The organism is Succinispira mobilis DSM 6222 (assembly GCF_000384135.1).
GTDB classification, from domain to species: Bacteria; Bacillota; Negativicutes; order Acidaminococcales; family Succinispiraceae; genus Succinispira; species Succinispira mobilis.
Genome location: NZ_KB913028.1, coordinates 573625 through 587926 on the forward strand (window position 1 = coordinate 573625; position 14302 = coordinate 587926).

General features: G+C 34.9%; 9 protein-coding genes. 8 read left to right on the forward strand and 1 reads right to left on the reverse strand.

Annotated elements, in window-relative coordinates; translation table 11 throughout:
• Positions 1-58 precede the first annotated feature (58 nt).
• The 8 genes from SUCMO_RS0102795 (at position 59) to SUCMO_RS0102830 (ending at position 12996) form a co-directional block, all read left to right on the forward strand.
• Positions 59-3340, forward strand: coding sequence for an autotransporter domain-containing protein (locus SUCMO_RS0102795; RefSeq protein ID WP_019878933.1), 3282 nt, complete (start codon positions 59-61; stop codon positions 3338-3340).
• Between the two features lie 610 nt (positions 3341-3950).
• Positions 3951-4727: a Na-translocating system protein MpsC family protein gene (locus SUCMO_RS0102800; protein WP_019878934.1), complete on the forward strand. Its 777-nt coding sequence runs from the start codon at positions 3951-3953 to the stop codon at positions 4725-4727.
• 262 nt (positions 4728-4989) lie between these two features.
• On the forward strand, positions 4990-6204 hold the full coding sequence (locus SUCMO_RS0102805; protein ID WP_019878935.1) for an EAL and HDOD domain-containing protein: 1215 nt from the start codon (positions 4990-4992) through the stop codon (positions 6202-6204).
• 151 nt (positions 6205-6355) lie between these two features.
• Positions 6356-7138, forward strand: coding sequence for a Na-translocating system protein MpsC family protein (locus tag SUCMO_RS0102810; RefSeq protein ID WP_019878937.1), 783 nt, complete (start codon positions 6356-6358; stop codon positions 7136-7138).
• 93 nt (positions 7139-7231) lie between these two features.
• Complete coding sequence (locus tag SUCMO_RS0102815; RefSeq protein ID WP_019878938.1) at positions 7232-8572, forward strand: GTP cyclohydrolase IIa; 1341 nt, start codon at positions 7232-7234, stop codon at positions 8570-8572.
• A 236-nt stretch (positions 8573-8808) separates the two neighbouring features.
• Positions 8809-10008, forward strand: coding sequence for a M20 metallopeptidase family protein (locus SUCMO_RS0102820; protein ID WP_019878939.1), 1200 nt, complete (start codon positions 8809-8811; stop codon positions 10006-10008).
• A gap of 44 nt (positions 10009-10052) precedes the next feature.
• Complete coding sequence (locus SUCMO_RS0102825; protein WP_019878940.1) at positions 10053-11621, forward strand: AbgT family transporter; 1569 nt, start codon at positions 10053-10055, stop codon at positions 11619-11621.
• 241 nt (positions 11622-11862) lie between these two features.
• Complete coding sequence (locus tag SUCMO_RS0102830; RefSeq protein ID WP_156819233.1) at positions 11863-12996, forward strand: diguanylate cyclase domain-containing protein; 1134 nt, start codon at positions 11863-11865, stop codon at positions 12994-12996.
• A gap of 27 nt (positions 12997-13023) precedes the next feature.
• On the opposite strand, the gene SUCMO_RS0102835 is transcribed toward SUCMO_RS0102830, so the two are convergent.
• Positions 13024-14091, reverse strand: a complete 1068-nt coding sequence (locus SUCMO_RS0102835; RefSeq protein ID WP_019878942.1) for a heparan-alpha-glucosaminide N-acetyltransferase domain-containing protein — start codon at positions 14089-14091, stop codon at positions 13024-13026.
• Between the last annotated feature and the right edge of the window lie 211 nt (positions 14092-14302).

Consider the following 14302-nt stretch of genomic DNA (forward strand, 5'->3'; position numbering starts at 1 on the left):
GCCTCCATAGGTTATGGTAGTTTACTAGTACAACTTGCGGATATAAGGATATAAAAATATGAAGATTTTTAGACGGAAAATATTGCCGATTATCTGTAGTTGCTTATGTTTGGCTTGGTCAAACAGCGGTGGGGCAACAGCTCCAGAATTATTTAAAACTACAGAGTATTATAAAAGCACGGGTCTTGAGTATATAAAAGCCGCCGATGCCTATGCTCTTGGTTATACAGGCAAGGGGATTCGCTTGGCTTTGTTTGATCAAATAGTACGCTTTGATCACAGTGAATTCGTTAATAAAAGCGATTTACAAGGATATGTGAATTTTGCTAATGCCGGCTGGGAGATAAATCGGCATGGCACGCATGTTGCTGGGATTATGGCGGCTAGTAGAGATGGAGTGGGAATGCATGGGGTAGCCTTTGATGCGGGACTTCTGTCTTTAGGCACTAATCTGGAGCTGGATGAAAATGGAACCTATGATGTAGCTGCGTTATACCCTAAAACTTTTGCAGACAATTCATTAAAAATTATAAATAACAGTTGGGGAGAAGATCTTGTCTACCCTGAATACTATCGAAATGCTCAAGAATATTTAACTTTTTTTAATATCTTTAGGCCTAGTGATATCTCAACATTTAAAACCGCGATTTTAGATCATGACAAAGTGATAGTTTGGGCAGCAGGAAATAGTGGGCATTTGTCGGCGCAACACTATGCGAATCTCGGCATGGCAGTACCGCAATTATCAGGCAATATCGTAAATGTTGTGGCATTTGATCCTAGTAAAAAAACTACGGATGTCAATTTTTTAGCTGAATTTAGTGATCATGCTTTATTTGTTGAAGAAAATAGCATCGCGTCTCCTGGGATCGATATTTATTCGGCAGTTCCCTATGGAGAGGGGCGGAGCTATGAAAAATGGTCGGGAACGTCGATGGCGACACCATATGTAAGCGGTACATTGGGCTTAGTGCAGCAGGCCTTTCCCTATATGACAGGGAAGCAATTAGTGGATACGGTGCTATCAACAGCTAATAATACTTTTGCTTTGCCCCGCTATACGGTGGGGGTACAGGTAGATTATTCTAAAATTGATAAGGAATATAGGGCTAGTAATTATCTAGTATATTTTACTAACGAGGTTTTGACACCGCAACAACGGGAGCAAGATTTACGAGATTATTATGCGGCTTCCCCTTATATGCAAATACAATTTGGTAGTGTGGAAAATTTTCTAGATAAATACTCTCAGAACTTTGAGGGCTATGGTAATGAAAGATATTATGTAAATGTACCGCGGGAAATTATGTTTGGGCAGGGGCTATTAGATGCAGGCAAAGCAGTAAGGGGGCCAGGCTTATTTAATGCGCGACGGCTCACTGATGCAGATTATAGCAATACTTATAGTAAGGCTCAGGCGTTATATAAAGTAGATACCCAGGGCTATAATAGTATATGGAGCAATGATATCGCTGAAAAACGAGTAGCTAAATACTCTAGTGCATATCTTGATTTTTACAAAGCATTTTATGGTGGTCTTTATGCGCAGGGACGCTATGGGGCAGGTTTAAGTTATGCAGATGGTGAGGCCTATGGACAGACTTACTATGATTCTCTCAATACGGCGATTGAAAATAATATTTTATATAATTTACCAGTAGGGCTATTAAAAACAGGTAATGGAACTTTAGCTTTGACGGGAAATAATAGTTATCAAGGTGATAGCGTTGTTGTAGGCGGTACGTTACAGATAGATGGTAGCGTAAGCAGGAATGTTTATAGCGAAATAAATGGGATTGTTGCTGGTTCTGGAAGTATTGGCGGAAACTTGATTAATCGGGGAACAACACAGGCAGGTAGCTGGGGCACAAGTGGCAATTTGTTAATCCAAGGGGACTTGCTTAGTAGCGGGATTATTGCAGTTACGGTAGAAGATAGTGGTAGCAATAGTAAGATTTTGGTAAATGGTAAGGCCGAAGTTGCGGGCAGTAAAATTACAACTAGCGGCATTGTTATACCAAATGCAAGGTATCAATTTCTGAGCGCAACGCAGGGGATTACGGGGGATTTTGTGGCAACTTCAATTTCGCCATTTTTAAGCCTTAATCCTACTCATGACGCTAATATCGCTAGCTTTCTGGTTAACAAAACAGCTTCTTTAACTTCAGTAAATAACCTGAACGGTAGTCAACAAATTAGTGCAGATGAGTTGGAAAAAATGTATAATTCCCTCCCTAGTCAGCAACTACCTGTAGAATTAGTAGCAATTTATAATAGCAAGACTAAGCTATTGGCAGGGGCGGCATTACAAGAAACTTACGGTGGCGCGCAAGCCAGCATGACGAGACTTGCCCCGTTAAACTCTGTAATAGGGCAGTCGATTAATGCCAGAATGTCTTCGCTAGGCTCTCCAAGTTATGCTAGTGCCTACAATCAAAGCGAGAGGTTTTCTTTGTTACTGAATAACTTACAAAGTAATAGATACGTTAATACAGTAGTACCGCTAAATTTTGACTTAAATAATAGCTGGTGGGTGAAATTAAACGCTGGCTCTGGGAATATAGTTGCGGATAGTAGCAGAGGCTTAGCGGCTGTAGATGGAAAAAGCTCTGGCTTTGTCGTAGGCTACGATCAAAAAATTAACTCTAATTGGCGTTCGGGACTGATCTTGGGCTATGGTAAGGTGAAAATGTCTACGGCAAATGCGACGGGAAATAGTCGCGACTATCGCTTCGGAATATATACGGGCTATAACCATCAAGCTGTAGATGTTAATGCCTATATCGCCGCAGGCAAACAAGCCAATGACACTTTAAGACAGTTGCCGAGTTTAGGATTAACCGCAAGTAGTGATTATGGCGGTCAAACACTTGAATTTGGCGTTCGGGCTAAATACAATTTGCATTATCAACAAAAAAAGAACTGGGAACTAGCTCCTTACGCAGAATTAAATGTGCAACGTAATAGTCAAGATGGGTTTACGGAAAAAGGTGCGGGCGTATTATCGCAACAGGCTGAGCGCTTGGTCAATGTGGCGACAACGGCAGAACTGGGGTTAGAAGCCAGTCGAAAAGTCCATGAAGGAAAATACACCTTGTGGGCAGGTTACAAACGCGCACTTAGTGGCAATAATCCAGAACTAAGGATGAGTTTTGCGGGAAATCCGAGTTCAAAGTTTGCAGTAAGCGGCAATGAACAAAGTTGTGAGCGCTTGGTACTAGGGGTTATGGCTGAAGGTAATTTGGCTAAAAATTGGACAGTATATGGGGAGTTACAAGGCGAGTTTTCGGCAAAAGGCAAAAATAACAGCGCCAGCATTAGCCTTAGACATAGCTGGTAATAGAGGTGATCATAGTCCGGAAAATTATATTTAATATACCGAAGAAATATGACAGCAATAGCTTATAACTATAGGTTTTAAGCTATTGCTATAGTAAAGGCAATAGAAAGAAAAATATAACTGAGCAGTTGTAAATTGTTAATATAAAATAAATTAATATTTATTTAAAAATAGCCTAAAATTAGTAATAAGAGCATAATAAAAACTACGAAGCTTAAGATAAGTTTATAAAATTAATAATTGTTTTTCCGAGACAATTGTTCTATACTATTAGATAAATTAAAGCAGCCTTGAAAACAAAAGGATATTTAACAAATTTTTCACAAGGTGCCTACTAATTTGCAAAATTTCGCTAGTTATGCTATTATATAAACATTAACTATGCTTGTGTAAAGCTTTACTGCTTATTTGCAAGCATGCTAATTGTTATTGTGTTTTTTGAACGGATTAAGGACTATAAATCAGTTACTGAAGGCTAAACTTTAGTACGTTAAAAAAACATAATAAATAGGAATATATACCCCTAAAATTAAATATTAGAGTTATATCAAGGAACAAATATGGTAATTTAAAAGATAGCGTCATAGTAGAATTTGAGATTAGGAGAAATATGAGAAGTCATATACTAAAACAAACATCTTATGCTGAAACTATTGAGAATTTAAAGGCTTATCAGAAGCTTCTAATTAATGAAGTAGGTGATATTTTTAAATTTCCTAATTTGTCGAGCAATCAGTTTATTGCTTTAAGGAAAAATATCGAACTTGGTTTTGTGTCTAGTGTTTTAGCAGAGTGGGAATATCAGGCAGTGTTTGCATATGGGCGGAAACATATTTATCAAGAATATTTTCCTTTAATAGTTGACTATGTAAAAAACGTTGCTATTCCGAGGAAAAGTTTTGATTATGGCAGCAAAATAAGCTGTTTTTATGTTTTTCCACCACTTTATTATCAAAATACAATTTATAGTTTTTTTGTTAATATATTTGAAAAACCACTATTTAAACATTTTAATTCAGAACATAATGTTTTAGAACAAGAAATAATGTCAAAAGTTGCGGCATACTTTCGGAAACAAAACAAATACGGACCAGAAAAAATTAGTGTGGCTATTTTAGATGCACAATTTTTGGTAATTGGCATTTCTGGATTACTAACTCCATTTCTGCGAAGTTTTATAAGTATCCACCAACAGGATGCTGATTTTGTGGAGAAGATGTTTATTGTGGAAGCGCGAGAAATTTTGCAACAAATTCTTGCAAGCTATTTTGCTGAACAACAGCCAGAACCATTTATTTGTTTTGATAGAGAACAAGATAAGTTAATTATCTTGTCATGTTTATCGCAAGATTTATGGCTAGATTTTTTAGAGAGAATGTCCGCTTGATTTGCGAGCTATATTTTACAAAAACGTTTGAGAAAATATAGTGTTAATTAAAGCCTGAGGTTTTCTATAGCATAAATCTTCAAATTTTGATAAAGATATAAGTTTATCGAGTAGGTTGACAGTATATTTTGTATATAGCTGTTTAATACACTTGTGCGTTGGTACAGGTGTATTTTTTATTTAATAGAGTAATTATGGACTGTTTATAGCTTGTTTCAGCATAAAAAACAAGGAATTTTTAAATAAGGAGACTGGTTTTGTTTTGGAAACAGAAGTACATGTAGCTAGACAAGCGATTTTTGATGCCCGACTTAATGTTTTTGCTTATGAATTGTTATTTCGCAATGAACTAGTAGATCATTATGATGGTACAGATGGTGACGGCGCAACAAATCGCGTTATTGTAAATTCTTTTTTATTAATTGGAATAAAAGCACTAACTAATGGGAAAAGAGCATTTATTAATTTTACTGCTAATTCTTTAAAAAGTAATATTCCTAGACGTTTACCTAGGGAACTAATTGCGGTAGAAATTTTAGAAGATGTTATTTTTGATGAAAAAGTAATTAGAGCATGTAAGGAACTAAAACGAAAAGGTTATTTATTGGTTTTAGATGATTTTCAAATGTCGGAGCGTTTTAAACCGATTTTGCCTTTGGTGGACATAATAAAAATAGATTTTCGGGCGACACCTGTTGGACAGAGAAAAAAACTAGTTGCAGATTTGAAAAAATATCCAATAAAACTTTTAGCTGAAAAGATTGAATCTTATGCGGAATATCAAGAAGCTTTAAAATGGGGCTATTCATATTTCCAGGGGTACTTTTTTTGCAAACCTACTTTGGTATCGCACAAGGATATTTATGAACAGAAAGTTAATCATATGCAAATATTAAGAGAATTTACTCGCCCGGAGATAGAATTTAGACAAATTGAGAGCATCATTAAGCGCGATGTGGCTTTATCTTATAAATTATTGAAATTTATTAATTCACCAGTTTTTGGCTTGAAAACACGAATAAATTCTCTCCATCATGCCTTGGTATTATTGGGAGAAAAAGAATTGAAAAATTGGATGTTATTAGTTGCGTTAAAAGATATTGTAGGGGAAAAACCAGGGGAAATAATTATCGGTTCTTTAATTAGAGCTAGATTTTGCGAAAAATTGGCATTAGCGAAAACCACAAAGAAGCTAGCAGCGCATGCTTTTTTAATTGGCTTATTTTCTTACATTGATATTTTGTTAGAACGGCCAATGAATTATATTTTAGATGAAATACATTTAGCTGAAGAAATAAAAGATGTTTTGCTAGAGAAGGTTAACAATCCCTTACTTATGATTTATAAATTAGTTAGAAGTTATGAGCGGGGCGAATGGGCAGAGTACTCCGATTATGCTAAAAAAATGGAAATTTGTGAAAATGATGTGGTTAGAGTTTATCGTGAAGCACTAGTATGGGCGAATAATATAGGTTAAGAGCGAGAGAACTGTCAAAAATAATAGTGGCAAATTGGCAGTTCTTTTTGAATTAATAGTTAAGCGTAATTTGGTGTACGCGTTAAGGATAATTTAAATCAATTTTACTGTATACAGTTTTGTAGCGGTAGATTATTAGGTTGGGTGAAGTATGCGAAGCAATGTCATTGAACAAACTTCTTATGAACGAACAATTAGTAATTTATTAGAATATGATAAAAAAAATATTGATGAAATATGCAGAAACTTGAAATTTCCTAAGTTAGTTTCAAGCCGTTTTGTTGCTTTGCGAAAAAATGTCGAAATAGGGTTTTTAGCTAATAATTTAACTAAGTGGGAATACCAAAATGTTTATAAGTATGGGCAAAATCATATTTATCAAGAATATTATCCGGCGATATATGATTTAGTAAAAAATACAGGTTTAGCTCGTAAAATTCAAACTTATGGCTTTACAGGCAATTACTATTTTCATCTTTTTCCACCAACTTTTTATGACAAGATGATCTATAATTTTTATATTATTTTGTTTGAAAGGCCTATTTTTAAGCAATTTCATGCTATGCAGGGGCAGTTAGAGCAAAAGATCATGAATCAAATTTCAACTTATTTTCGAAAACAAAATAAATATGGTCCAGAGAAAATAAATGTTGCAATTCTAGATGAGCAGTTTATTTGTGTTGCTATTTCTGGTTTGCTAACCCCTTTTTTAAAGGATTTAATTGGGCGCAAGGAAGAGGCCTTATTTATTGAACGGCTATTTATTGAAGAGGGGAAAGATATTTTAAAACAGATTTTAATTATTTATTATGCAGGGCAACAACAAGAGCCCTTTATTCACTTCGATAAATATGAAGATAAACTAATAATTATATCAAGTTTATCAAGCCTTATCTGGGAAGAATTTTTAGAGAAAATGTCAACTTTAGATTAGGCGAATGATGTAAATAAACAGTAGTCAACAACAAGCTTGGTGGTAGTTGCTTATTTTATGTTATAATTACAGAAAGTAAGCTAAGTGGGTAGGGTGAGAATTTTGAAAAAAATTAATTTAGCAGTAGTTGGGCCTTCGGATTCAGTAGCGCTAATTACGGAAATAGCTCAAGAACGTGAAGTCTTAAATATACTATCACTAGTTTATCAAGATGCCTCTGAGGTTCCAGGAATTATAAAAAAAATGGATGATTATGTTGATGTATGGCTGTTTTCAGGCAAAGTTCCCTACTTGCATGCTAAAGATTCGGCAGTTACTCTAAAACCTCTATATTATATCCCCCATACTGGTTCAAGCTTGTATCGGGCTTTACTCCAAATTTTGGATGTAGAAAATTTGGAGGTTGGGAAGATCAGTTTCGATACTTTTAATAAAAAAGAAATTGAAGAATCTTTTGCCGATATTCCTATAGTTGTTCCTGAAATTTATGTCAATGACTATAGTAATATTATTTCAGCTGAAGAAATAACACATTATCATTATCAATTGTGGCTAGATGGTAAAAGCAATATTGCTGTGACTTGCTTTTTGTCAACCTATAATGAATTAAGAGAGCTAGGTGTGCCAACTTTTCGTATTTGGCCAACTAGAGATAATATAAGAACAATGCTAACTATAGCAATTAGCAAGGTTCAAGAAATTCGGTCTAAAGGAAGCCAAATAGCTATTCATCACATAGCTATAGATAAATATGATGATTTAATAGCACAAGTTGCTTCAAATTATGAAATAAGGCGCATTGAACTAAAATTATATGAATTGCTGATTAATTATACGGAAATGTTAAAAGGTTCTATTTTAATGTTAGGTGAGGGACATTACACAATATATTCTACTAGAGGTATTATTGAAAATATCACGAAAGATTTTACGGTGATGCCTCTCTTTGAGGAAATTACTAGCAATATGGCGCTTAATGTTAGTGGTGGGATTGGCTTTGGGCCAACTGCTTATGCTGCTAATGAAAATGCTCACAGTGCTTTAGCTTTAGCAAGGCAGGCTGGTTATTCTAAATGGATGGTTGTATTAGACGATAAATCGGTTATTGGACCATTGAGTTCTGCAACTTATTTGCAATATGCAATAAAGTCCGATGATCAAAACATGCAGAATTTGGCAGTGAAATTAAATATCAGAACTACTACGCTGATGAAAATGCTAGCGGCATTGAAAAGATTTGATAGTGAAATTATTAATGCAGAAGATTTAGCACTATATTTGTCGATTACAACTCGGAGTGCGCGGCGCTTATTGAGTAATTTGATAAATAATGGCCTAGCTATAAGTGCTGGTGAAGAAGGGGTAGGCAAAGGTCGACCTAGGAATTTATACAGAATTTTAATTGATAAAATAGTTGCTGTACAAAATAATTAAAAAATTCGCTTTACAAATTTACAAAAGTAAGTTAAAATCGTAAACAATGTAGGATTAATTAAAGTAGTTTGGTTAAAGTTGAATGGTTATTTGATAAAGCAATGAGGCTTTGTGCGGTTTGTACATGGTCTCATTTTTTTATTTAAGCAATTAAGGAAATTTCCCAAAATAACCCGAAAAAGTTTTTTTTTAATTACTTTAATAATCACTAATTAAAAGTTGAAGGAGAAAATCGTATGTGGAATCAAGAACAAGATAGTGAATTGCTGAAAATTCTTAGCAAGTTGCGACAGACATTCCATACTTATCCCGAATTAAGTGGTCAGGAAAAACAGACAAGAGAGACGATAAGAAAATTTCTACAGGAGTTGGGCATTGAAACGCAAACTTTTAATGAGCAATATGGGCTATGTGGGTTGATAAAGGGAGAGCAGTCTGGACCAGTAATTGCTTTGCGAGCGGATATGGATGCTTTACCAATTACTGAGGAAAATGAGGTTGCTTATAAATCTAAACATCAAGGCGTTATGCATGCTTGTGGGCATGATGGTCATATGGCGATATTAATGGGGGCCGCGAAAATGCTGATGCAAAATAGACATAAGCTAGCAGGTACAGTTAAATTAATTTTTCAGCCAGCAGAAGAAGCTTCTCCACTAGGTGGCGCTAAAGCAATGATTGAAGCTGGAGTTTTAGAGGGCGTTGATGCAATATTTGGCTTGCATCTATGGCCAGAAGTTCCTAGCGGGGCACTTGGCATTAGAACTGGTGGGTTTATGGCCGCATCGGATCGCTTTAAAATTAATGTTATTGGTCGGAGTGCACATGCAGCGCAACCTCATAAAGGGATTGATGCGATAACGATGAGTGCAGATATAATTCAAGGACTAAATAATATTGTGAGTCGCCAAATTGATCCAGTGGACGTAGCGACTATTTCTATTGGCGAAATTAGTGGTGGTGAACGCTATAATGTAATTGCGCAAGAGGTTATTCTGGGGGGGACAATTCGCACTTTAAATGAGACAACAAGACAAGAAATCCCTAAAAGAATAGAAGCGGTCTTAAAAGGCATTGCCAAACCACAAGGTGGAGACTATATATTTGATTATCAACAAGGCTATCCAGCGTTAGCTAATTGCAAGAAAGCAACAGAGGTTGTGGTTCAGGCAGGTAAAAAAGTAATTGGCGAAAATAATGTCTATGCAGAAATTAAACCTGTATTAGGCGCAGAAGATTTTGCTAATTATTTGGCGGAAAAATCAGGAGCTTTCTTTTTTCTAGGGTGTGCTAAGGCCGGAGAACCAACTCCGATTTTACATAATTCACACTTTGACATTGACGAAAATGTTTTATTGATTGGCTCTAAGTTGCTGTATCAAGTGGTGTTTGAAGGAGTGGAGGCTTACAAAATTGTAGGAGGTGAAGTTGGTTAAACTAAATAGCGGCAAGGTCGAGTAAAGAGGGAGGTATATATTAAATGAGTAAAGTTGAAAGTTCCCCACAAAAAAACGGTAGTAGTACTTTTCAAAAAGTACTAGATGTGATTGAATTTGTAGGCAATAAGTTTCCCTCACCATTTATTTTGTTTTCTTTATTAGGGTTGGCGGTGCTTATAATTTCCGCAATTTTTGATGGTGCTTCGGGTACTTATATTGGGAAGGGTGGCAAACTAGTTGAAGTAAAGATCCTAAGTTTGTTAAATGCCGATGGTTTTCGTTATATTATAACGAGTATGGTTAAAAATTTTATAAATTTCCCACCTCTAGGGTTAGTAGTAGTTATGATGTTAGCTATGGGTTTAGCTGAAGCTACAGGTTTTGTAAGTGCTTTGGTTCGCAAAATTTTAGGTGGCGTACCTTCTTGGGCGATTACAGCTACGATATTTTTAATCGGAATTAATGGTAACTTAGCTTCAGATGCGGCCATGGTTTTTGTGCCCGCTGCAGCTGCAGCAGTTTATGCTAGTATGGGCAAAAATCCAATTCTAGGGATGTCAATTGCTTTTGCAGCTACGGCAGCAGGTTTTAGCGCCAATTTTATTCCCGCAGGTACTGATGCTTTGATCGCAGGGATAACACAAACAGCTATTGGCAATGTAGCCGCAACGGCTAATTCACCAGTACATCCGCTTATTAACTATTATTTGATGAGTTCATCTGTTATCGTATTAACAGTGGTAGGAACTTTTGTAGCGGAAAAAGTAGTTGCGCCTCGTTTAGAAAAAATTGAGATGAAAAAAATTGTGGAAGGTGAAACAGAAGACCACAGAATTACGCCAGAAGAAATTAAGGGTTTAAAATATGCAGGTTGGACGGCTTTAGTCTATATAATTTTATTGATGGTTTTAATGATACCAGAGTCAGGGTTATTGCGTGATCCTAAAACACACCAACTATTGCCTAAATCTCCATTTTTAGATGGTATTATTCCGATATTGTTTTTATTATTCTTTTCAATAGGCACAGCCTTTGGGATTGGCAAAGGAGTAATAAAGAAAGAAAGCGATATTCCCAAATTTCTCTCTCAAGGTTTGGCAGGTTCTCTTAGCTTTATCGTGACAGCTTTTGCGGCTGCACAATTTGTTGCTTGGTTTAATAAAGCTAATATAGCTACAGTTGTGGCTATTAAAGGGGCAAAGTTTTTACAAGCTCTAGATTTTACGGGTGTTACACTAGTTGTTTCACTGATTTTACTCGCAGCGTTTGTTGATTTATTTGTAATTAGTGGTTCTGCTAAATGGCTTGTTTTGGCACCAGTTTTTGTGCCAATGTTTGGGTTATTAGGTTATGAACCAGCTTTAACTCAAGCTGCTTATCGGATTGGGGAAAGTTCAGTAAACTCCGTAACCCCACTTAATTATTATGTACCAGTTATGTTGGGAATTATGTCTAGGTATATTAAGGATGACAAAATAGGTATGGGGACTTTGATGGCAACTCAAATTCCTTACGCCCTTGGCTTCTTAATTTCTTGGACACTTTGGTTGTTGCTATTTATGGCTTTAAATATTCCTCTTGGTCCTGGAGCTAATATATTTATTAAGTAAAAGTTTTAGGGGTAGGTTTTAATAATTCGATTTTTAACTCAAAATAAAAGACAAGCGCTCTAGTTCGATTATAAAATGGACTAGAGGCGCTTGTTTTTTATTTTGTAAATATGCGGTTATTTAAAAATTAATTGTAAATAAATAGTTAATTTAGGAAGTTAAATATTGACAAGCGAAAAACAAAATGAATATAATGAGTAAAATATCCTAATATGTTACTCGTGTATAGATTGTGGAGGGGATGCTTGTGTTTTTATCCCATAAAGAAATATTGTTGTCTGGGTTGATTGCAATTGGCGGAGTTAGTATTACAAGTTTAGTATATATTGGGTTGGTAAAGGTCGGTGTTGTAGGCGATGTGCTTGAAAGAATAGGGATTAGCTTGGGCGTAATGTTCAGCTATATTTTTTTCTTTCAATATTATTTGTTAAAGCAATACAAAAAACAAAAGCAACGGTTAGAACAAGAGATAATGCTAAGAAAAGTTAGTAATAGTCTGTTTTACAATGTTTTGGAGGCTGATTTGACCTTAGATAAGGTTTTAGGTGATAATTCTCTGGCTTTATCGAGATTTCTTGGAACACATAATAATAGTTATGAAGCAATTATAGAAGCGATAGTACATAAGTTGGTACGGGAAGATTTTCAAGAAGAGTATCTTCAGCGATTTTCGCGACAAAATATCTTAAAGATGTTTGCAAGTAAACAAACTAATTTTGAATATGAATTTGTGGAACGCTCAGACGGTGTTAATTATCATTGGGTGAAGACCTATGTTTGTGTTTATCAAGACTATCATAGTGGTAATGTTCGAATAGTTTCACATGTGAAAAACATTCAAAAAGAAAAAGAACGAGAACTAGCGTTTATAAATCAAGCGCAACGTGATTCATTAACGAATTTATATAATAAGATGGTTACACAAGATTTGATAATAAATACTTTGGAAAATATAAAACCTAATAGCAAACATGCCTTATATTTAATTGATCTAGATAATTTTAAAAATGTTAACGATAGTTTTGGTCATGCCGCTGGGGATATAGTTCTGACTCAAATAGCAGATAAACTTAGACAATCCTTTCGGGAAACAGATATAGTGGGGAGAATTGGTGGCGATGAGTTTTTGGTAATGCTAAAAAATATTCATGATTTAGATGTTGTTGCTAAAAAAGCCGAGCAAATTTCGACTATTTGTCGTGAAATAATTGGCAAAAACGGTCATAGAATAGAGATATCCTTGAGTATTGGTATTTGTATTATCCCTTTAGACGGACAATCTTTTGATGAAATTTTTAAAAAAGCGGATAAAGCTCTATATAAGGCTAAAAACAGAGGTAAGAATTCATTTGCTTTTTATACAGATTTGAATTAGTTCATAACAAGCAAATTGCAAGCTAAATCAACCTTGAATATAAACTTTAAGTTTGTGTAGTACGGAAAATAATTTTGCTGAAATCAAACAAAAAACATAAATATATATACTATATATAACTACCTGGGATAGTGTTAAAGAGTTATTCCAACCTTCAACAAATTTTAAATAGCAGATTATTTGCCAACTAGCTAAGTAAATAAAAATAATATTTTTGCTAGTGAAAATCAAGATCTTTTGAAGCAAGAGCGGGAATTTGGTAAAAAGATATTCCGATAATACTGGCATAATAAGGCAAATACCCAAGAGTAATATCCCTAATGTATAGTCATGTTGATAAAAGTAAGCGCGCATTTTGAAAGTAGCTAAGGTGTATTCCGCCTGAAAAATAAATAGGCCGAGGCAGGTTAAAAAACAACCAAGAACCGCTAAAGTTCTAAAAAAAACTTCTGGCGGTTTTTGCTTATAAAAAATACCACAAGCGATGCCGAGAAAAAGATAGGCTAGCCAAGGTAAAAAGGGAAAATAAACATTCGGCTCAAGCGGTAAGGTTAAATGGCTTATGAAATCCGCATAAGTATTAGGCAAGAGTTCTAACCAGCTTGTAACAAAATCAATTTTACTAGTTAAATACATAGTTGTAGCACTTAAAATTAAGTACAAAAAGCTATAATGACTTGGTAAACAAGCTAGAGGTATTAGCAGTAGGCAAGCGTATCCTAAAAATAAATAGATATCTACCATATTTACATAGTATATATTTGAGTAAAAGTATTCTGAAAAATTATCTCCGGAATCTGCTAGATATAGCATATAAGGGTAGCGGCTGATATTAATCAAATAGCCAAGGAAAAGTAAAAACACCCCTTTTTTTAAAAGTCGGATAGCATTAAAACTTTTGGAAATAATTAAGAAAAAGCCCATGAGAAATATGAAAACATTAGGTACTAGCGCGGTAATAAAAACATCAATACTGCGGCCTAAATTTGAATAGAGTAGTGATTCGTGGGTGACCTCATCAAAAAAATTAATAAAAATCATCAATAAAATAGTAAAACCTTTTAGTAAGTCTAGACTGATGATCCGAGAAATCATGGAATATATGCCTATACAGCAAGTTTGAAATATTGCTGCCCTTCCGTTAAAATTTGCGATAGCTATATTTTATTTGCTGACGAAAAAGCTGTCAAATATTTTGAAACATGTTGGGAATTTTAGAGTAGCAATATTTTAAAATACAAATAGGGTAAGAGCAGAAAATTAAAAAAGTTAAAAATAAAAAAGCAATGCTTAAATAAGCTTTAAA

Bases quoted from the DNA above. Each gene is read 5' to 3' on its own strand.
- SUCMO_RS0102795 (WP_019878933.1), top strand. From the start codon at position 59: ATGAAGATTTTTAGACGGAAAATATTGCCGATTATCTGTAGTTGCTTA.
- SUCMO_RS0102800 (WP_019878934.1), top strand. From the start codon at position 3,951: ATGAGAAGTCATATACTAAAACAAACATCTTATGCTGAAACTATTGAG.
- SUCMO_RS0102810 (WP_019878937.1), top strand. From the start codon at position 6,356: ATGCGAAGCAATGTCATTGAACAAACTTCTTATGAACGAACAATTAGT.
- SUCMO_RS0102820 (WP_019878939.1), top strand. From the start codon at position 8,809: ATGTGGAATCAAGAACAAGATAGTGAATTGCTGAAAATTCTTAGCAAG.
- SUCMO_RS0102825 (WP_019878940.1), top strand. From the start codon at position 10,053: ATGAGTAAAGTTGAAAGTTCCCCACAAAAAAACGGTAGTAGTACTTTT.
- SUCMO_RS0102830 (WP_156819233.1), top strand. From the start codon at position 11,863: ATGCTTGTGTTTTTATCCCATAAAGAAATATTGTTGTCTGGGTTGATT.
- SUCMO_RS0102835 (WP_019878942.1), bottom strand. From the start codon at position 14,091: ATGATTTCTCGGATCATCAGTCTAGACTTACTAAAAGGTTTTACTATT.